The sequence below is a fragment of the Paenibacillus pectinilyticus genome, from assembly GCF_001700435.1.
GTDB classification, from domain to species: Bacteria; Bacillota; Bacilli; order Paenibacillales; family NBRC-103111; genus Paenibacillus_E; species Paenibacillus_E pectinilyticus.
The window spans coordinates 290,813-311,372 of record NZ_LYPC01000030.1 but is presented as its reverse complement, the minus strand read 5'-3'; the positions used below and the strand labels follow the sequence as shown (position 1 = coordinate 311,372).

The window sequence follows — 20,560 nt, the reverse complement described above, 5'->3', positions numbered from 1 at the left end:
TGGACTGACACCTCTTAGTCATAGTTAAGATTATTATTACTGCTACACTAAGAGACGTCCACTATTAATTCTAAGAGCATTTTTGTCGTTATTCGATTCAAGTAAGCGAATTAGCCAGATTAACTGTATGTTTTCCAGTTACTTGAAGCAAGCTTCGTAGGGACTCAGGCTATCTCATCCATGATCCGATCAATCAACGGATACACAAGCTCTTCTTCCAGCGTAAAATGCTTCAACAAAATGAGGCACGCCGTCAATAACTCAGAGGCCATCACATGGACGAAGTCCATGTCGATCGGCACGCTCATCGCATTGACACCGTTGACGTATGACTGTACGACTCTTTTGGCCAAATCGTGATCTTGCTCCAACACATGAATGGAGCGCGACACGGAGATCGCCATCGTCGGATGTAAATAGGACTGCAGACTCGGGAATAACACAGACTCTTCCCATTCCGAATGCTGCTCTAATTCTTCTACTAAGGAAAGTATTCCGTCCTGCAATTCGATTAGCCGACACATTCCAATTGAGCAATCTTCAAGGGAGTACAAAGCCGCAGCCAGCGTACGAATGTCGGAGAGCTGCTCACGCATTTGCACATGCTCCTCCTTCAAACGCTGGGCCAGCATTCTAAATTCACTAGGATTCACATTATCCGCCCGATTCGTTTGAATGCTCAAACGGTCACTCATTCGACATCCTCCTTTGAGTTTTCGTTAGAAAACTTACATCGTAAGCATTCACCTTAAAGTTTCTTTAGAAACTCTCTTCGTAAGCATTAGCTTTAAGTTTTCGTTAAAAAACTGGCATCGTATGTATAAGAGCCCCATACCGCATTATCAGTCTATGCGGGATGGGGCTCTTATCATGCGAAAGAAATGTCTATGATTAGCAGTTTAGCGAATTCGGCTTTCCGTCAAATGAAACTGGTTGACCAGTCGAAGCATCGACTGTGTGATTGCACCAACATCCCCGGTCGTTTGACGCACATGATGCATGTCTTGCAGAAGCGCCTGCACCGTATGCTCAACCTCCGCCGATATTTGGCGGTTCTCTTTGCTCACCGCTGCAATCTTCTCCATCAGCGCGACCACTTCTTCGACCACCTGCGTTTTCATGGTATCGTGTGCATTCGCGCTGCTAAGAATTTCAGAAGCCGCAGCAACAATCTGCGTCCCCTCCAGAACAACCTTCGTGCCTTCTTCCATGGAGACGAAAGCTTCATTCGCTTGAACCTCGATATGCTCAATCGCTTCATTGATCTCCATCGTAGATTTCTTCGTCAAATCAGCCAGCTTGCGTATTTCACCTGCTACAACGGCAAAGCCTTTCCCATGCTCTCCTACACGAGCCGCTTCAATAGAAGCATTTAAGGAAAGTAAATTCGTTTGTGCGGAAATTTCCTCAATAACTTTAAGCAGCTTCGGAATTTCCTGTGTCGTTTGCAGAAACGTTTGAATCGTCTGATTCGTTTGCGCAACCTTCGCCGAAATATCTGTCATCTTCTGACCGATGCGCTCTACTTCATCCTGCGCCACAGCGATTTGACCCGAAGCCTTCTGCTCCAACTCGCGCAAGGTTCCGCTCATATTTTGCGTAACATCCTTCGCGACATCAATATCCTTCAGCTGCCCACGAAGCGAGCGAATCATATCGTGGATTTTCGTACTCATCCGTCCAGTCGATTGCTCGGTAGAGCCTGTCGATTCATTCATCAATTCCTGACTGACTTGAACCTCTGCGGCCGCTTGCTTCACCTGCAGCATAATGCCTTCGAGTGAATCGATCATATTATTGATCCATTTGGCCAAATCCCGCGTTTCATCCCCTGCGAAATCATTCACCGTTAAACGCTGAGTCAAATCCCCTTTGCCCTCAGCATTAATGCGGATAAATTTGTTGATCTTCCCAAGCTGTCTCGCAATTGGCTTACTTCCCTTACGTCTGATCACGCTGGCGCCAATTCCGCCAAATACTAAACTTGCTCCCGCCATAATCACCGCACCAAGACCATTGGATACATGCCCATTCAACAACCAGAATCCAGCGGCCGAGACAATCATCAACAGAGCAATAAATCGCATCTGTAAGGAAAACATTTTCCAATCGATCGAACGAATCCGGTAAACTTCTTCCAAATCCCCCTCACACATCATCCCCCATACGTCCGGGCAATGCGGCAGTTGGAAGGTTACCCCTTTTCCAATAACAGAAATATGTCGATAATCGGAATATCCGGGGAACTCTACGAATAAATTATTTCCCTTAGCAATTGTTCCAGCAACACCCGGATGTAGTTGTCCAGTCGCAGGATCCGTGAACACGAGTTCAAGCTCCGTGTGCTCTTTTACGCCTACAATGCCATAATCCGTACGAACGCCATCCTTCAAATTGTCCCCATGCGTAAAGGTCAAATCTTCAAAACGGCTGCGTGATAACGCGGTCCCTGGGACGATTTGTTTATTTAACACGGGCTTCGCCATGAAGAGATAGTTGTCACCGGAGTCAGGATACACATGGCCTGATTCGCGTTGAATCAGATCGCCGAGCACATCATTCGGCACACGACCGCACGCCGCACCTTGCCACTCCCCATTCACCACAATAGGAGCTATAAAAGCGATCGTCATCGCATCATGAAAAGGTGACGTGCTTGGCCCAATTTGCAGCGTTAACGGATCGGAGAATGGCCCGAATAAGCATTTCACGCCTTTTTTCGATTCGTCTAATCCTTTGCCCAAGACACCGCCAGAGGCATAGGATCTACCAACATGTGCTGCGTGTGTGGAATATATTACAGAAGCTTGGCTATTCAAAATAAAGACTTCCGAGAAATCGGCCCCACTCTTCATTGAAGCAGCAAGCAGTCTTCCAACAATCGAAGGATCCTTCGGTAAAGGCTCAATCACAGGCTCAGCTTGTGCTAATTGTTCGAGCAAGCGATCCAAATTAGACCAGTAGGCTTTGGCCCAGCCGCGCAAAATTTCTGTTCGTGTGTGAGCTATACCTTCAAAAATATGCTCAACATCCTCTTTGATATGACGATTCAGGCGGTAAGACCACCACAAAGGCAGACCTTTTCTAAATCCCAGCCAATCAAACATACCGCAGCCCCCTCTTATCACATTTGCTGTGACTTTATTTAACATTTATCATATTCGACAATTTTATAGCGATTTGGTGAGATAAGCAAGATAAATTACTGAATATTCAAGAGCATCGCTTTCTTTTACAAAATTAACATGAATTCTGTCGATATTTTTATATGTAAGCTATATTGACATAATTTTCTGAAAAATTTACAATAGTATGAAAACCAGAGTTCACCATTACAAAGTGTTAACTTATCTAACAAATAAAGAACTTAGATCAGAAAGGAGGCCTGGTTTCTGCTTCGGGCCCATAGCTTCATGTAGCTTCCGAAAGCATAAAGATGAAACCAGGGAGCTGCGATGTCCAAACCTGAGAATCTGGTCACTACCCCTTATGATCCTCGTCCTTTTTTTGATGAAATGTTTATGAACGCGTACTCGGTTCGACCCCATTATCAAAGTGTCTTCCTTCAATTTATGTCGATGAAAGCTGGTAATCTTAGCAAGCGTCAATCAGCTACCATGAAACGAATGATGGAAGAAGGCATTACGTTCACCTTGTACAGCCCAGATCAAACGGAGGCTTTGGAGCGCACGCTTCCTTTTGACCCGATTCCTAGAATTATTCCGCAAGATGAATGGCTGAAGCTAGAACGCGGATTGAAGCAGCGAGTTAAGGCACTTAACCTTTTTCTCAAAGATATTTATCATGATCAAGCCATCTTGAAAGATGGGATTATTCCTCGGAAAATGGTGCTGTCTAACTGCTATTTCCGCCCTGAGATGATGCGACTATCTATACCCAATGATGTTTATATTACGGCCTCTGGGATTGATTTGATTCGAGATGAGCACGGGGAATACTTCGTTCTTGAAGATAACCTGCGTTCCCCTTCAGGCTTCTCTTATTTATACAAAAGCAGATCGATTATGACGCATTTATTCCCTGAACTCGTCTTCTCTCATTCCATTCAAGATATTGAGCATAGCTTAAATGTGTTTCTGACCGCACTTCGTAAATTGAGTCCTTCTGGTAAGTCAGATCCGGTCATAGGACTGTTGACACCAGGCTGTTATAACTCCGCTTACTTCGAGCATACGTTCCTCGCTCAACAAATGGGATTAGAGCTTGTTGAAGGGCACGACCTCGTTGTCATTGACCATAAAGTGTATATCCGCGGTATCAAAGGACTTCGTCAGATTGACGTACTCTATCGCCGCATTGACGATGATTTCCTAGATCCACTCGCTTTCGATCCGAGCTCTATGCTTGGTGTCGCTGGCATCATGAACGCTTATCGCGCCGGTAATATCAACATCGTCAATGCACCTGGAACGGGTGTCGCGGATGATAAAGCGATTTATGCTTTTGTACCTGATATGATTCGTTACTACTTGAATGAAGAACCTATTCTGAACAATGTACCTACGTATATTCTCGCGCGCCCCGATGAGCGGGACTATGTTCTACAGCATTTGAATGAAATGGTTGTCAAAGAAACCTCTCTTTCAGGCGGCTATGGCATGCTGATTGGACCGTCGGCTTCGGACATTGAGATCGCTGATTTTCGGCTTAAAATCATCGCAAACCCGGATCGCTATATCGCGCAACCCACGATCCAATTATCGCGAGCACCTGTCATGATGGAGGGTCAGATGGCGGCTAGGCATATTGATTTGCGTGCTTTTGTCATTGCGGGTGAAGATATTCAAGTGATTCCCGGCGGACTTACACGGGTTGCTTTGAAGGAAGGATCCCTCGTGGTGAATTCATCGCAAGGCGGGGGCTGTAAGGATACGTGGGTCATTCGTTAACGTGACGTATAATTCGAATGGAGGCCAAGAGACATGGTAATGATGGGACGTACAGCGGAAGCTTTATTCTGGATCGGTAGATATTCGGAAAGAACAGAGAACCACGCTAGGCTAATCGACGTGTACTATCATATCCGTGAGGATAAAGAGGCCAGCAATGGTCAATCTTGGAGCCGATTAATTGATACGATTGGTGATCGCGCTGCGTTTATTGAACAGTATGGCAGCTTCACCGAACAGCACGTGCTCCAGTACATTACGCTGGATAAAAATAATTCGAATTCCTTGCTCGCATGCACCAACCATGCACGGGCCAACCTGCGAAATATTCGTGAGAAAATGCCCTCTGAGCTCTGGGACATTATGAATGGCCTCTATTTATGGCTCAAAGAAAAAGAAGTCCGCGATATCACGAATGATTCGCCTCATCTCTTCTATCGCTTTATTCGCGATACGCTCTCTATGTTCCAAGGCGCAGCCACGTCCGTTATGCCTCGTGAGAATGAATGGCATTTCGTCGAGGCGGGCCGCTACTTAGAACGAGCAGAGAATCTGCTTCGGTTGCTGCAATCGCTCTGCTCCGAGTATGCCAAGGAGGACTTCTCCTCCTATCCGCTTATGCTCGCCGTCCTCAAATCCGTCAGCGGCTACGAATCGTACCGCAAAGAGTATGCGGACACGGTTAATTTGAACAGTATTATTAAATTTCTGCTGTTAAATGAGACCTTCCCGCGCTCCGTCTCTTTCTCCATTCAATCCTTGGAACGTTCGTTCAATGGCATTCAATTGGATGATCCAGAGTTGAATCACGCGGTGCATAAGCTCGCCAAGCTCGCTGGCAAAGTAAAAGCGAACCTCGCCTGTATGGATGAAGATGATCTAAAGTCTGGCAAGTTAGAGTCGACATTACAAACACTTCTGGATTCCTGCAACCTCATGGGCGCACGGATGTCGAAAGTCTTTTTTCCCTCTCGGGAGGAGGTTATTGCATGAAAAAGTTGGAAATCACCCACATTACTCGCTACTCCTACACCGACTCCGCACAGGACAGTGTCAATGAAATCCGGCTTACCCCGTTAACGGACGGTCGTCAGGCCTGCTATCATCATGCCATTACAACGGAGCCCGTCTCCGCCTTCTTCACGTACTCCGATTATTTTCATAATCGCGTACATGCCTTTACAGTCAATAAATTTCATCGTGAGCTCACGATTAAGATGGTCTCCACGGTCGTAACGCAAGTCAACGATAATAACCCTGTGGCCGTTCCCTCTCCGTATGAAGATAAAGCACAGCGGCTCGGCGATGTTTTCCAGAACGAGTATGCCGAATACTTGCTGCCCACCAGCTATACGGGGCTAACGCCAGAACTCAAGGTATACTCAGATGCAATTGTCGATGAAAATGTAAGCTTGTATGAGCTGCTTCGCACCATCTACACCACGATCCATCGCGACTTCACCTACGACCCCTCGGCTACGTCCGTGGGAACCACCGTTGGCGAAATGCTTAAGTTACGACGTGGTGTTTGTCAGGACTACTCACATTTTATGATCGCGATTTGCCGAGATAAAGCCATCCCAACCAGGTACGTGAGCGGCTACCATTTCGTTGGTGACCTGCAAGGAGGCAGTGCGGATTTCACGCAAGCATCCCATGCCTGGGTGGAATGTCTCATCCCTGGATCCGGATGGTTCGGTTACGATCCGACGAACAATTGTGAAGTCAATTGGCGGTATATCAAGCTCGGTCACGGCCGAGATTACAACGATATCGTACCTGTCAAAGGTGTCTATCGCGGCTCAGGTACACAGAATTTGGAAGTCATTGTCGATGTTAAACTCGTTGATTAAATGATCAATGTCGAAGGGCCAATGTCTGCTGGCATGCACCACGTCTATGTGGCAGTTGCCCAGCAGCGGGGCCCCGCTGTGATCGTTTCCCCTGTTTGAATCGCTTTTTCAATCATCATCCCCAGATAATGATCCTGCGAAGCCTCTGCAAGACTATAGAAGCTAGCTCCGCCGCGCGCATAATCGGCCATTTTTTGCAGACAGGTGGCAATCGCGATTTCATCGTCATACAACCTTGCTGGTGCAAACGGATTCTCATAGATCCAGCGTTCGCCACAAAGAATTCCTTTCAAGTAATAGCCTTCGGCGTTTTCCAATTCCCCTCTGTTCATTCGCTTAAGGTCTAGGCGCATTTCCGTGCACGAATCCTGCTGAATCAGAACACGATCATCAAAGATTTCGCCCCGTTCTCCCCTCACTGATAAATGATTGGATCTCACCCATGACCTATGCTGGTTATTCGTGAAGTCATAAATCCCCAGTCGATCGCCGAAATCCAGCCACGCCAAATCGCGTTGTAAAGGAATAAGTTTATCCTCCGTCGGCGGCCCACTTCGCGTAGGACCCTGAACCCAATTCGATTCGAAGCGCATGGCTCTAATGTTAACTTCTTCGTAAGTGATCCCCAGCATCTTCCGCATTAAGCTTACCGCATGATACGTTTGGGAAATCGATACCGTTGTCTCCGTAATTCTGCCTAATTGACCGGATTGAATCAACCCATACCGTGCTTCTTGCATCGGATAAAATTGATACTGCTCTGCCACTTGGACACGTGCACCATGAAGCGTTAATTGCTTATGTAGCTGCTCCAGTCCCGCAAGATCAGGTGCAGGAGGCGTCTCCAACAAAGCAGGAATGCCTAACTCCGCCAATTGTAAGACATAGTTAACGACCTCGGAAACATTAACGGATACGACAACAAAGTCCGGCTTTTCGTTCGCTAGCAGCTGTTCAAGCGTCCGATAGGTCGCAGTCCCCCATTTCTGCTCCATCTCTTTGCCTTTCGACTCGTCTCTTACTACCATACCGCTTATTTGAAAATGTTCAGGCAGGGCCTGTGCAATACGCAGATAATATTGTGCGCGAAAGCCTGCTCCGCCGACCAAACTGAATCTGGTTATCCCCATGTCAAATGCCTCCCTTGATTTTGGTTAAAAGATGTATTCTCTTCATGACCTCGTTCTCCTCATTCTCCAATGCACACGTTTTCATTATAACCTCGGGACACAAATACCTCCACCTCAATTGCATCACTTATTTCGAAATCACAAGTAGTAAATAAAAGGAATTTGAGTTCAAATGTGGAATACCTTACTACACAGATTTGAGGATGCTTCGTTCATAAATTAAAGGGGGCTAACGTGTGAAATCGACGGGAATTGTTAGAAAAGTTGACGAGTTGGGTCGGATTGTATTACCTATTGAGCTGCGACGCACACTGCATATTGATATCGGTGACGCCATCGAAGTCTACGTCGATCCAGAGCGGATCACACTCAAAAAATACATGCCCGCATGTGTCTTTTGTGGAAACTTCGAGAATATGACCTATTTCAAGGGTAAGCTTGTTTGCGGTACCTGCATTGATGAGATTGCCTAGGGGATCGGGAACACAACTACCGCTAAGAAGCATGTTATGAAGCCCTCAGGTGGTGTCCTGAGGGGCTTTTTTGTGTATGGCAGAGCCGGGGGGCTTGCAATACCGACTACCTTGGCTCGGGTTACCTTGCGGAGCATGAGATAGTCGGGTTTTCCGACTATCTTGGCTCGGTTTGCCTCTGCGGAGCTTGAGATAGTCGGGTTTTCCGACCATCTTCACTCGCGTTGCCTCTGTGGAGCTTGAGATAGTCGGGTTTCCCGACTATCTTGGCTCATATCGCCTCTGCGGAGCTTGAGATAGTCGGATTTCCCGACTATCTTGGCTCGGTTTGCCTCTGGGGAGCTTGAGATAGTCGGGTTTCCCGACTATCTTCACTCACGTTGCCTCTGTGGAGCTTGAGATAGTCGGATTTCCCGACTATCTTGGCTCGGTTTGCCTCTGGGGAGCTTGAGATAGTCGGGTTTCCCGACTATCTTGGCTCATATCGCCTCTGCGGAGCAGGTGCAAATCGATTTTTTCTACTTACACTCTCATTCTACCTCTGTCGCACACGCGCAAATCGATTTCTTCTACTTACACTCTCATTCTACCTCTGTCGCACACGCGCAAATCGATTTCTTCTACTTACACTCTCATTCTGCCTCTGTCGCACACATGCAAGTCGATTTCTTCGACTTACACACTCTTTCTGCCTCTATCGCACACTTGTAAGTCGATTTCTTCGACTTACACACTCGTTCTGCCTCTGTCGCACACGTGCAAATCCATTTCTTCTACTTACACTCTCATTCTACCTCTGTCGCACACGTGCAAATCGATTTCTTCTACTTACACTCTCATTCTCCCCCTGTCGCACACACGCAAGTCGATTTCTTCGACTTACACACTCATTCTGCCTCTGTCTCACACGTGCAAGTCGATTTCTTCGACTTACACACTCATTCTGCCTCTGTCTCACACGTGCAAGTCGTTTTCTTCTACTTACACTCTCATTCTGCCTCTGTCTCACACATGCAAGTCGGTTTCTTCGACTTACACACTCGTCCTGCCTCTTTCGCACACTTGTAAGTCGATTTCTTCTACTTATAACCAGTCGTACCTTAAAGCCTATCTATGACTGATTACCCCACTGTAATATGCAATCTTCTGGAGTGACTATCCCTTTTGAACAACAAGCATTTCCCACTCAAAAAACTAGAGTCCTTGCACGAGAAACTTCTCGCACAAGGACTCTTTCGCACACTCACTCGTTATACATACCGCCACAACTTGCAATTTCCGCACACTCTTTACTCACTTTCTACATTTTTCACTCACTCGTCACTCACATCGCCACATTCTGCATATCCCACTCACTCGTCACTCATATCTCCACATTCTGCATTTTCCACTCACTCTTTACTCATATCCACATTCCACAAATCCCACTCACGCGGTACACATCCCTTTCAACTTGCCTTCCCTCTCCCTCTCGCTTTCGCTCCCGCTCGCCTCTACCTCATCTCCACCTGAACCTGCTCAGGTCGGTACACGGCCAGCATTTCGCCTTCGCGATTCACCGCGAACATCACGGTACGCTCGGCTTCCAGCTCGAACGCATAGCTCCGGCCCGTTGCCGGGTCCGTCACTTCAATCTCCGTGTCCACGCCGAACTCGGAGACGAAGATCAACAACGCGCCCGCTTCGAAGCTCAGCTTACGCCCATAAATCCCTGGCAGCTGCCCGCCTTTCACCCACGTTAGCTCCGCTCCAACACCCGCTTGCTTCATCGCATAGGAGTATAGCTTCTCAAGCGCATCCCCACGCTCGTTCAGCTCAACCGGCAATGGGCACCAGATCAATTGCCCTTTCCCTAGCTCGTAGCTGCATACGATGCCATGCTGCGAGTTCCAGCTTCCGTCGTCGGATAACGCGACTTCTTTATTCAACTGAGCGATGCGAGCGCCTCCGAAGGACACAGGCATCATTTTGCCATCCAACACCATGGCTTCTTCCCGCACAATATTACTTAAAACCGTCTCACCCACAATATCCGTCAAACGCGGCGTAGGAGCCCAGTACTCATTCAACCCTAGCGGCCCTGTAAATAGCAAGGTTCCACCATTCTCACGCACATGCGTCGTCAAAGTCTCCAACGCGGCATCACTGAAGTTATGCGCACTCGGCACGATAATCAGCTTCGGCTGATCGGACGCCAGCGCCTCCAAGTGATACTCGCTCAAGCCACGGAACGGCACATTCATCTCATAAGCGAGTGTACGAGTGAGCTTGGCTGTGGCGTCTCCAGCAACTTTTCGCGTGGAAAAATCATTCGAATACGGGAATACAGCCACCACATCCTCTAACTTGCGGCCAACGAACAGATCACGGATCTCGCCCATGAATGCGCCGAAATCATACGATACATCCGCCTCCGGCTTCTCCGTCCCATCCGCACGAAGCGCTCCGATATGCGACTCATTGATATTATTCATATAGTAGTTAATATTCCAAATCCACTGCACAGCGCCCGCTCCGCCCGTAGAAAAAGCATACGCATACTTCCGCTCCAGAATATTACGCAGCTCATATTCCGAGCGCTTCGCTCGTCCATCTGCCGTTTCCACGTACATGATGCCCGTTTCTTGAATCAAGCTTGGCTTCGTCGGCGCCTTGGAGAAAATCCCGTCCCAAACTAGCTGATCCATCAGCCACCACGTGTGCACGGTTGTATAATCCACAGCTTCTGCGTAAAAAAATGGCGATGGCCGCTGCGCGCCTAAGCCTTCATCCTGACCCACCGTCGCCAATTGCGCCGGGTTGATACTGCGGATCGTCGCGATTAATTCCTTCGCCCAACGATTGTGCATATCCATGGTGAACAGGGTGTAGTCCAGCCATGGATTACCTTTTTTCTCCACACTCTCCGTTGTGTTCATGTTCACTTCCGAAGCATCTGGCAGACGCACGCTAGCGAAGCTAGGCAGTTCATCTGGCGACATATTCCAGCGCTCTTGCAGCTTGCGAATGTCTCCATGACGATTCTCCAGCCAAGCTACATAAGCCTCATGTTCAAAAGGATCACGCGCAGATTGCGGTCCAGCAAAAGGCTTGTTCGGATTAAACATCGAAGGCTCATTGATCAAATCCCAATGCACGTTCGTCGTTTCCTTATGTCTGGACACCACTGAGGAAATAAATCGCTTTTGCGCTTCCACGCTGCGCGGATCCAAATACGGATTCACACCCTCCCATAGCTCAGGCGTAAACGCGAAGAAATTAAACGTGACTTCAATGTGATGTCTTTTACACGTCAAAATGAAAGCATCGATGCTCCGCAGCACTTCCTCATACGGGTGCCCGTCCACGAACATGACTTGCCGCCACGCCGACCAAATTCCTGTACGCAGCAGGTTGATGCCCGCTTTGACCATTTGCGCGATATCACGGTCCCACACGGAAACGTTCGGCAAGAACAGGAATTTCCTCGCAACATCGCTCGTCATATACGTCATCCCAACGATCGGGAGCGGACGCCCGTCCTTCCAGAAGTAGTCCCTGTCACAGGACATAGGCGTACCTTCGCGCAGCAAATCGGCATCGTACCCCCAGAAGCCTTGGTTAAACGTACGCGTTTCCCCTGTATTCGCAACAGCTGTACAAATCGCGGTATAGTAACCCGCTTCGATATCGATAGGCATGTTCACCTTTTTAAAAGAGAGCTCGCGCGACGCATTCATACTGAATTCCGTCGTCCAGATCGGGATCGCATTCCCCTCTTTCATCACTTGCAACTCGAATGTCCATGAAACATTCTCTGAACTAGCTCCCGTCCGAAGCGCTAGCGTCTGCAATTGAACGGTCAAAGAGGCACGATCCCCAGGATCATAGCAGGCATAGTTCGGCTTGAACCAAATCTCGGTCACACCGCGTTTTGTAAAAGCAGCCAAATCAGCCAATAACGCTGTTCCTCCGTTACTCCAGAAGGTATCGTCCGTTACGATATTGGCAAAAATCCAACGACCCCCGGCGAACGAACCCTTCGTGTTCTCAAGGAGTACAATCGGTGCAGCGACTTCGCGACCTGCGTTTGAAATCCCTTTGAGCAATGGCGTGATATGCGCATCCATCGGTCCGCTTGAGCCGACTTGACCTGGATGATCATCCGTCCGTGTCACATGCAAGGCAAATCCAACCGTCGGTTGGATCGTGAGTAACGCCTCTTTGTCAGCTAGCAAAGGCAGTTCAACATGCGCCGCATATCGGGCAATAGGTGCATCATCCACAGGCAATATTTCATGAATCTGAAGCTGTTGATGATACGTCGTTTGCTCTATCTCCAGCTCCCAGCCATCAGCTCCAAGGTACGCTGGTACTCGAAAAGGTGCACTGCCGACATGTACGAATCCTTTGCCCTTGCGCGCATGTCCCAAAATAGCGTTCCACGCTGACTTCGGGAAATAGCGACCATGCAGATGAATGAAATTGTCTGCGCCTTGCGCCAGAGCCTCCTCTAACTCCTTTGCACCAACCACACGTCCGATTTCTGCAAGCTGTGCAACCGCCTTCTCGTCAGGTCGTGTTCCTTCATATGGAAATGAATCATCATAAAAAATAATCGTCGTACTCATCGTCTCAACCTCCAGAGGAATGTGTATCAAAATTTGTTCAATACTTATGTTTTGTTATTTTTGTTAGCCTAACAAATAATATTCATGCACATAATTTACTAACTTTCAGGAGATAGGTCAATGTTTTTTTCACATTCCACAGTCTCGCTTATCTTATTGACATTACCACCCTAATCAGGAACAATAGATTCGTTAGGTTTGTTATACACATGAATAGCTTCGGCACGATAATTTTCAACTCTTCTATAGTTAAAGGATGACGATCATGGGTAAAAAGATTTCCATGCAGCAAATTGCAGACCGACTTGGTATGTCCAAGTTTACGGTTTCTCAAGCCCTCTCGGGTAAATCAGGTGTCAGCGAAGAGAATCGGCTGCGTATTCAAGAGACCGCGAAAGCGATGGGGTATTTGATCCAGCAGCAGCATAGTCAACAGCCGATCCAACACGTGGCCGGGGAACAAACCCACACAACAGCTGAGGTCACTCCCTACATCCTTGTGTGGATTCAATCGGCCTACTTACAGGATAACCCCTTCTGGGGAAAGGTGCTCAGCGGTATCGCAACGGCCTCCAAAGCGTTAGGCTATGAACATCTGCTTGTCCCTGTCGCACCACATCAGCAGCCGCAATTGCAAATGCCTTCCTATCTCGATCCCTCGCATTGCATAGGGCAGTTACTCGCAGGAACATTTCCAGCTCAGTCCGTCATTTCGTTGAAGCAGTCGGGCATCCCGCTCGTACTGATCGACCATGATGAACCACTCGTTGAGGTGGACAGTGTGTTAAACAGCAATTTGGATGCTGGCAAAATGGCCTGTCAACGCCTGCTCTCCGCTGGAGCGAAGCGTATTATTTTCATTGGCGATGATCATTTCGCCATCAGCTTCAAAGAACGCTGGTGGGGCTGCCGCATGGCAATCGAGGACATGGCTGGACCAGCTGAGCCCTATCATTTGAAGAAATGGCACATTACGTTCGGTCAGCCTCATACCCACCAACAAATAGAACGCAAGGTCGCAGCCTTAACCGTGGAGTCGATGCCGGATGGCTTCATTTGCGCAAATGATCAGCTGGCGCTAACCTTGATCCCCTTGTTAAAACGCCACAACATCGACGTTCCCGATACCGTCAAAGTCATTGGGCTCGATAACATTGAAGCAGCCGCTTATGCGAGTCCACCGCTAAGCACCATTGAGCTAGGCAAGGAATCGCTAGGCATTCGTGCCGTCGAAACGCTGCTCTACCGGCTGCAGCATCCAGGCAGACAAGCTGAGAAAGTCGTTTTATCTGCACGCTTCATTGCCCGCGACTCAGGGTAACGACAAACACCAAAAAAGCGTAAAGGCCTCATGACAAACATGAGTACCTTTACACTTTTCAGACTAGCCATCTATCTTATAAATAACTGAGCCCAACTGAAATTAGCATTCCCGCCAGCGCAATCCAGAATAAGTAGGAACGCCCGATTCGTTTCAAGCTTCGATCTTGACGATCCATGACGGATTTCTTGCGCGAGCTGCTTGTTTTCGTTTCCGCATCTAATTCATCATTGACTTGTGATTTCCAACTCATGAATTGAAAACCGACACCGCTAATGACCACGGCCACCATCATCAAAATTAATGAACCCATAAATACCTTGTCCGCAATGGACGCCATGCTGCACCCAACCTCACTATCTGCCTGTAGTCGTTCTATTATACTTCAAATAGCGCTCAGAATACAGGAAAGCCCCAACCGTCGGCATGACAGTTGAGGCCTCTTATTACAAGGTGCGATCGCCTGGTTTCCAGTTCGCTGGACACAGTCCGCCTGCTTGCAGCGCTTGGAGCACTCGCAGTGTTTCGTCAACCGAGCGTCCAACGTTCATATCCGTTACCACTTGATAACGCAGAACGCTTTCAGGATCGATGATGAACAATCCGCGATGCGCCGCGCCCGTTTCATCGTCTAGGACGCCATAAGCCCGTGCTGTTTCTTTGGAGAAATCACTGACCAATGGGAATTTCACAGGGCCGATACCGCTTTGATCGCGCGGCGTTTGCGTCCATGCACGGTGCGTGTAGATGCTATCTACCGAAGCACCGACGATGTCGCAATCGAGCTCAAGGAATGCCTCGTAGTTGTCACTGAATGCCGTGATTTCTGTCGGACACACAAAAGTGAAATCGAAAGGCCAGAAGAAGAACACGAGCCATCTTCCACGGTAATCCTCTAGCGAGATTTTCTCCTCGAGCGTCTCCATATTTTTCGTCGAAAGAAGTGAAAAATTCGGTGCAGGAAGCCCTATTTTAGCCCATGGATGAGTAGCTTGTACGGTTGTTAGTTGTGTCATTGTGTAACCTCCTCTTCCGTTGTGGTTGCGATCTCGGCAAGTGCTTTTTTGAGTTTTGTGACGTTGAGCCCCAGAATCTTATGCTCGCCAATTACCGTGACAGGCAAGGACATCAAGCCCATATCATGCAATTCTTGGCCAAATTGATCATTCAGATCAATGTTTCTTTCTTCATAAGCAACGCTTTGATCCGTTAAATATTTCTTCAATTGTTGGCAATAAGGGCAGTTCGTGCTGGAATATACGATAACGTTAGACATGTTCGTTCATCTCCTCAAATATATATTATTGCTTATTCGGCACACACATCGTGTGCATTATTTGTATTGCGGGATCAATTGAGCCCGTTTGTTAATAAATTTATCGACAGCCATCGCGGCAATCGCGCCGTCTGCAGCAGCTACAACGGCTTGTTTAACAGGTGTACGTCTGACTTCTCCCGCCCCGAACACACCAGGGACCGAAGACTGCATCGAGCTATCTAAAATCATAAAGCCATCCTCGTCTAGGGGGACTTGATCCTGAAGGAAATCGGTACCTGGTTTACTGCCCGATAGGAAAACGAACACACCATCCACCGCTAGCACTTCCTCAGCACCCGAGCTTGTCCGAATTCGCAGACCCTGAACCTGATTGTCGCCTAGCACTTCTAGGGGTTTGGTTTTATAAAGAATGTTCGTTCCCGTAAGCTCTGGTACGTGATGAACGCCTTGGAGTTCAGGGCGCGGTACAACAAAGTGGATGTGACTAGCGAACTTACCCAAAGCTTGCGCCTCTTCCAGCGCTTCTTCCGAATCCCCGATGACAGCGACCGTTTTCCCTTCGAAAAAAGCACCATCACAGGTGGCACACGTGCTTACGCCGCGCCCCATCAAGTTCTCCTCACCAGGCAGCATGCGATTGCGGCCCTTTGATCCCGTTGCGATGATAATCGATTTGCCCTCATACATCCCATCGGCGGTGAACACGTACTTCGTGTCACCTTCCACATCCACATCCGTGATTGTCGTTTGTATGAATTCAGCACCAAAACCCTTGGCTTGCTCGCGCATCGTATCCAGCAAATCTTTCCCTGACAATTCGCCAATCACGCCGGGGTAATTAGCTATTTTGTGCGTAATCGCTAAAGCTCCGGTATTGGGGGCTTTGTCAATCACGAGCGTTTTCAAGTTCCCTCTAGCTGTATAAATCGCTGCAGAAGCGCCCGCGGGCCCAGCTCCAACAATAATGACATCATACATCGCGATGCACCCCTTCCAAGTTGTTATCTATAATTCATTGATAATCGATATCAGATAATAATTATTATAAATAATATTAAATGAAAGTCAATCCTTTTTTATAATAATTATAATTAAGAAGAGGAAAACAGGAGGAGAGAGGAAAACCCTTTGAATCAGGATGGTCAATTTTCGAGATTTGCCAAATGAATTTGAATTTGATCTCAAAAATCAGCTTTCAGTTGAGGGACAGAATGCAGAAAAGCCGTCAGTTCAACCCCCTGACGGCTCAATCATTTCAAATACGAATTATTAATCAGTTAATACCTTAATTTGTTACATCCACCCTGTCGGCTGTAATAAATGTGCCGGATGAACTCGCATTCTTCGTACCTGTAACCCTCACCTTAAGCGTATGCGGTCCGCTTGTTAGGGTCGGACTCGTATACAGAAGGACATTGTCGGACCTAGTTGATGCATACTGATCAACGTTGATCTCTGCTCCCCCATCGATAGATACTGCCGCTATGCCTACATTCGCTGCTTTGGCGCCATACCACTGTATCTTGGTACCGTTAAACGCCACCTGGAAGTAATTGTTTGCCGTGTTTGAGTAGTGGTTATCGGTCTGATAAGCTCCGCTTTGACTTCCGAAGTAGGACCAGCTTCCCACATAATTGAACTGGTTGTTCCCTGTGCCTGTTGTGTTATCATTCGTTGTTACGGTGACAGGGTTATAGGTGACGCTATAGCTGTCATTGTCCGTGAGTCTCATCTTAACCGTGTTGCTGTAACCCGAAGGAACTGTAATCGAAGTAGTATAATTACCCCAAGCCAAATCGTCATAGCCCCATTGATTATTAATAGCCATGGCAATACTAGGGGATGTTCCGCCTGATGGTACAAAGGTATCAACGACAACGTACCCGCTTTTTACAACAACTTTGATGGTATGCGTACCATTGGACAGTCCAGCAACACTATACAGTACCTGTTGGAAATTCTTGCTTGTCGCATAGAGGTTCAAATTAGATTGAACCAGTGTACCGTCTAAATAAATATCAGCTGTACCTAAGTTATTATTCTTAGGTCCTAAGAAACTTATGCCCGTGCCTGAAAATGTATATTGGGCATATGCACCTATCGTATTGCTGTACTTTTCCGTACCTTTGTAATCTCCTGCATCACTAAAAGCTGTCCATGTTCCGCTGTACGTAATGGAGGCATCCCTATCATCCATCCAATTCTTATTTAGCTCCATTCTCACCGCTGCCGTACCGTCCGATTCGGCCCTTAATCGGTTATTAGAGCCTGCCATGATAGCCGAGGCATACGTGATATATTCCTTCTGGCTTCTGAAATCATTCGTGGCGCGTCCTCCGATATCATTGCTGCCAAATAGGAAGAAGTCTTTCATGTCCTGTGACCATGACCAAGTAGGTTTGACTCTGTACGTATCGTTGTTTCCGCTAACTTTGTTAGCCACTCCCGTATTCCTGCCAATATGGTCGGCGGGATAAGCGGACCATAAACCCTTCCGATCCCAGCTCAATCGATCGACTGAACCTGAAACATCATAGATAACCCCAGTCTCTTTGGCCCCTGCTAGCGGATTAGTCAGACTATATCCAGTCGTAACGAGTCCGGCGCCATCTATACTTACCGTAAAGTTGGCCCCCATAGTCCCATATGCGCCGGAAATGCTAATCACGGCTTGGTTTCCTTGCACAGATTGGCTGATCGTGGAAAGCGTCCATGCTGGAAGATCGACCGGAGCCAGATTTATTCTCGGTCCACCAACAATAATTGTGCTTCCGTTATAGGTTCCGCTTGTTACCTGTCCCGTAGTCTTACTGAATACGACATTGAAGTTGGAGCCTGACACGGTAATGTTTGAAGCGTTATCGGTTATTGTTGGAGCTGGCCCCTGAACAGCTGGGAACGTCTTCACTGGTGTTCCTATTGTCAAATTGTATTCATCTATCAGTTTGGAAGATTTAACTGCTTGAATATTTAAAATATCGCCGTTCTGCCAGTTTCGTGCTGGTATGACGAGTGTACCATTTCCATGCGGAGCTATGTTCAAGTTCGTTATGCTGCCTGAATCAGAACCTACGCTCCAGTTAAAGGAAACTTCATTGAAGTTGGTATGATCAAACCAGTTCTTGATTGGAATTTGAAGCGTATTGCCGCTTCCTGGATTCGCAACAGGTGCATCCGTTATACGAACAGGAGAGTAGGCCTTTTTGGTCAACCAGAATTCTGGCTTATCCCTTCTCCAGCCATCGATGATACCCCATTCACCATATCCACCACTCGAAGTTGGCGACTCAAAAACCTCGTCAGTAGAAGCCCAGATCGCGCCTCCGAGCGACCCGGTAGTTGGGAACATGTTTTCCCAGAACTTCTTAATGCTTTCTCCCCAGAAATTTCTGGTATTCGGATCTCGCTGCTGCGTAGCTGTGTTGTAAGCGTTCACATGAACATATTCATCATGCAGTGTTGGCTGCGTTGCAGATGGGGCAAAATTGCCATTGTAGTTCGGATAATGGGAACTATTAATGTCGGTTGCTGTATTCCCCCAACTTACAATGGTAAGTCTCGTTGGATCCTCCGCTTTGGCATAATCAAGTTCTTTCTGAAAATTAGATCCCCAAGCCGTTTCATTACCAAGCGACCAAATGATAATGGAAGGATGACTCAAATCTTTTTCAAGCATCTCGGAAAACTGATTCATATAACTAGCCGTAAAGTTCGCATCACTTATGGTATTCGGATTCGTGCCAAATTCAGCGCCCTGCCAAACTACCGCGCTTTCTTCCTCTACATATATACCGTACTTGTCTGCTGCATCAAGAAACGCATCTGAACGCGGATAATGGGAGGTTCTGATGAAATTGATGTTACCTTCTGCAAATTTTGCTACCGTCGCATCATCCAGTGCATCATTCGTTGCACGACCCAATAAGGGATCTATATCATGCACATTGACGCCTCTTAGCTTAATTTCCTTTCCGTTTACGAATACTTGGTTACCGCTCTTAACGACTTTCCTGAAGCCTATTTTCTTCGTAAGGGTTTGTACAGTAGAGCCTCCAACAACTAAGTTTGTTGTTAAGGTGTACAGATTAGGGTGCTCCGCATCCCATTTCTGCGGTGAAGTGACAGGAATACTAACCGTACTTTCATTCGTCGATGCCGAAAGATTCAGCGAACTTGGACTAAGCACCACATTATTTCCCTGTGGATCTTTCAGGCTAAAGTTAAGCGTCCCGTTGCTTGCGCCGTTAAAGTATACTGCTCCTGTTACATTCAAGGTTGCGTTCGTATACGTTGCATCAAAATCGGTTGATGCTTGCAATCTGGTTGCATAGCTCTGAGGCAAGGCTATAAGCTTGACGTCTCTCAATATGCCCCCGATGTTATGCTTTGCATATTGATCTTCGTTTGAAATATCATTCGACTTGTCGGTAACGCCTACCGTAATCCATACTGACTGCCCTGGAGTGACATAGTTGGTTATATCGGCATCCCACCCAGAGAAACCGCCAGTATGGTCTCCGACATAGTTTCCGTTTACCCACACCCGTGCATAACTGTATACCCCTTCAAATCTTAAAATAACCCGTTTGCCGCTATAATCCGCAGGAATACTAATTTGTTTTTTGTAAGGGTATTCATAATTCTGTATGATTTGAAAATTTTGCATATAAGCTTCACCAGGCACCTGTATATCGCTCCATGCTGATGGATCCGTGGTGTTCTGCCAAAAATTTGCCGGAGTCGTCATATTGAATTTCCAAGTTCCGCTCAAACTGATGACAGGATTCGCAACGCCGGATACCGAAGTCGGTATTGGCACAATCTGGGGCCTTGGCCAAACTGCATTGGCTTCTGCCGATTGGGGTGCAAATTGCGCGATACAGGTAATCAGCATCATGACAATTAGATACATACTCAACCCTTTTTTTGTCCTCATGAATCATCCTCCTCTTCTTGTATACAACCCTCTACATGACAAACTCAA

At 47.4% G+C, this 20,560-nt stretch carries 14 protein-coding genes; 5 read left to right on the top strand and 9 right to left on the bottom strand.

Translation table 11 applies throughout. The annotated features are described in order from the left end of the window. Nucleotides 1-164: 164 nt before the first annotated feature. Both A8709_RS33105 and A8709_RS33100 read right to left on the bottom strand, forming a co-directional pair. Nucleotides 165-695 carry a hemerythrin domain-containing protein gene (locus A8709_RS33105; protein WP_065859348.1) on the bottom strand — a complete coding sequence of 177 codons (531 nt, stop codon included), beginning with the start codon at nt 693-695 and terminating at the stop codon, nt 165-167. A 204-nt stretch (nt 696-899) separates the two neighbouring features. Beyond that, nucleotides 900-3,107: a methyl-accepting chemotaxis protein gene (locus tag A8709_RS33100; RefSeq protein ID WP_065859346.1), complete on the bottom strand. Its 2,208-nt coding sequence runs from the start codon at nt 3,105-3,107 to the stop codon at nt 900-902. A 348-nt stretch (nt 3,108-3,455) separates the two neighbouring features. Here A8709_RS33100 and A8709_RS33095 point away from each other — a divergent pair, with 348 nt between their 5' ends. From A8709_RS33095 to A8709_RS33085, 3 genes are read left to right on the top strand one after another with little or no spacing between them, the layout of a single operon-like run. Next, the gene (locus A8709_RS33095) at nt 3,456-4,910 is read left to right on the top strand and encodes a circularly permuted type 2 ATP-grasp protein (RefSeq protein ID WP_065859344.1); all 1,455 of its coding nucleotides are present in this window, start codon (nt 3,456-3,458) and stop codon (nt 4,908-4,910) included. A 33-nt stretch (nt 4,911-4,943) separates the two neighbouring features. Further along, nucleotides 4,944-5,903 carry an alpha-E domain-containing protein gene (locus A8709_RS33090; protein ID WP_244163379.1) on the top strand — a complete coding sequence of 320 codons (960 nt, stop codon included), beginning with the start codon at nt 4,944-4,946 and terminating at the stop codon, nt 5,901-5,903. After that, nucleotides 5,900-6,763 (top strand): transglutaminase family protein, encoded by an 864-nt coding sequence (locus A8709_RS33085; protein WP_065859342.1) that lies wholly within the window; start codon nt 5,900-5,902, stop codon nt 6,761-6,763. The genes A8709_RS33090 and A8709_RS33085 overlap by 4 nt, the downstream gene beginning before the upstream one ends. A 44-nt stretch (nt 6,764-6,807) precedes the next feature. On the opposite strand, the gene A8709_RS33080 is transcribed toward A8709_RS33085, so the two are convergent. Further along, nucleotides 6,808-7,893, bottom strand: a complete 1,086-nt coding sequence (locus A8709_RS33080; protein WP_208607786.1) for a Gfo/Idh/MocA family protein — start codon at nt 7,891-7,893, stop codon at nt 6,808-6,810. Nucleotides 7,894-8,129: 236 nt separating this feature from the next. Between A8709_RS33080 and A8709_RS33075 the strand changes: the two genes are divergently transcribed. Beyond that, on the top strand, nt 8,130-8,366 hold the full coding sequence (locus tag A8709_RS33075; RefSeq protein WP_065859340.1) for an AbrB/MazE/SpoVT family DNA-binding domain-containing protein: 237 nt from the start codon (nt 8,130-8,132) through the stop codon (nt 8,364-8,366). A 1,493-nt stretch (nt 8,367-9,859) separates the two neighbouring features. Here A8709_RS33075 and A8709_RS33070 read toward each other — a convergent pair. Further along, nucleotides 9,860-12,976: an alpha-amylase family protein gene (locus A8709_RS33070; RefSeq protein ID WP_065859338.1), complete on the bottom strand. Its 3,117-nt coding sequence runs from the start codon at nt 12,974-12,976 to the stop codon at nt 9,860-9,862. Nucleotides 12,977-13,241: 265 nt separating this feature from the next. Between A8709_RS33070 and A8709_RS33065 the strand changes: the two genes are divergently transcribed. Further along, a complete protein-coding gene (locus A8709_RS33065) occupies nt 13,242-14,297 on the top strand; it encodes a LacI family DNA-binding transcriptional regulator (RefSeq protein ID WP_065859336.1) in 1,056 nt (351 codons plus the stop codon). Between the two features lie 76 nt (nt 14,298-14,373). Here the strand turns inward: A8709_RS33065 and A8709_RS33060 are convergent, their stop codons facing one another. The 5 genes from A8709_RS33060 to A8709_RS33040 form a co-directional block, all read right to left on the bottom strand. Continuing rightward, nucleotides 14,374-14,637 carry a hypothetical protein gene (locus A8709_RS33060; protein ID WP_065859334.1) on the bottom strand — a complete coding sequence of 88 codons (264 nt, stop codon included), beginning with the start codon at nt 14,635-14,637 and terminating at the stop codon, nt 14,374-14,376. A 106-nt stretch (nt 14,638-14,743) separates the two neighbouring features. Further along, on the bottom strand, nt 14,744-15,313 hold the full coding sequence (locus tag A8709_RS33055; protein WP_065859332.1) for a peroxiredoxin: 570 nt from the start codon (nt 15,311-15,313) through the stop codon (nt 14,744-14,746). Continuing rightward, nucleotides 15,310-15,573, bottom strand: coding sequence for a glutaredoxin family protein (locus A8709_RS33050; RefSeq protein WP_065859330.1), 264 nt, complete (start codon nt 15,571-15,573; stop codon nt 15,310-15,312). Before A8709_RS33050 ends, A8709_RS33055 begins: the two co-directional genes overlap by 4 nt. 57 nt (nt 15,574-15,630) lie before the next feature. After that, the gene (locus A8709_RS33045) at nt 15,631-16,554 is read right to left on the bottom strand and encodes an NAD(P)/FAD-dependent oxidoreductase (protein ID WP_065859328.1); all 924 of its coding nucleotides are present in this window, start codon (nt 16,552-16,554) and stop codon (nt 15,631-15,633) included. A 307-nt stretch (nt 16,555-16,861) separates the two neighbouring features. After that, nucleotides 16,862-20,512 carry a glycoside hydrolase family 2 gene (locus A8709_RS33040; RefSeq protein WP_065859326.1) on the bottom strand — a complete coding sequence of 1,217 codons (3,651 nt, stop codon included), beginning with the start codon at nt 20,510-20,512 and terminating at the stop codon, nt 16,862-16,864. Nucleotides 20,513-20,560: the final 48 nt, after the last annotated feature.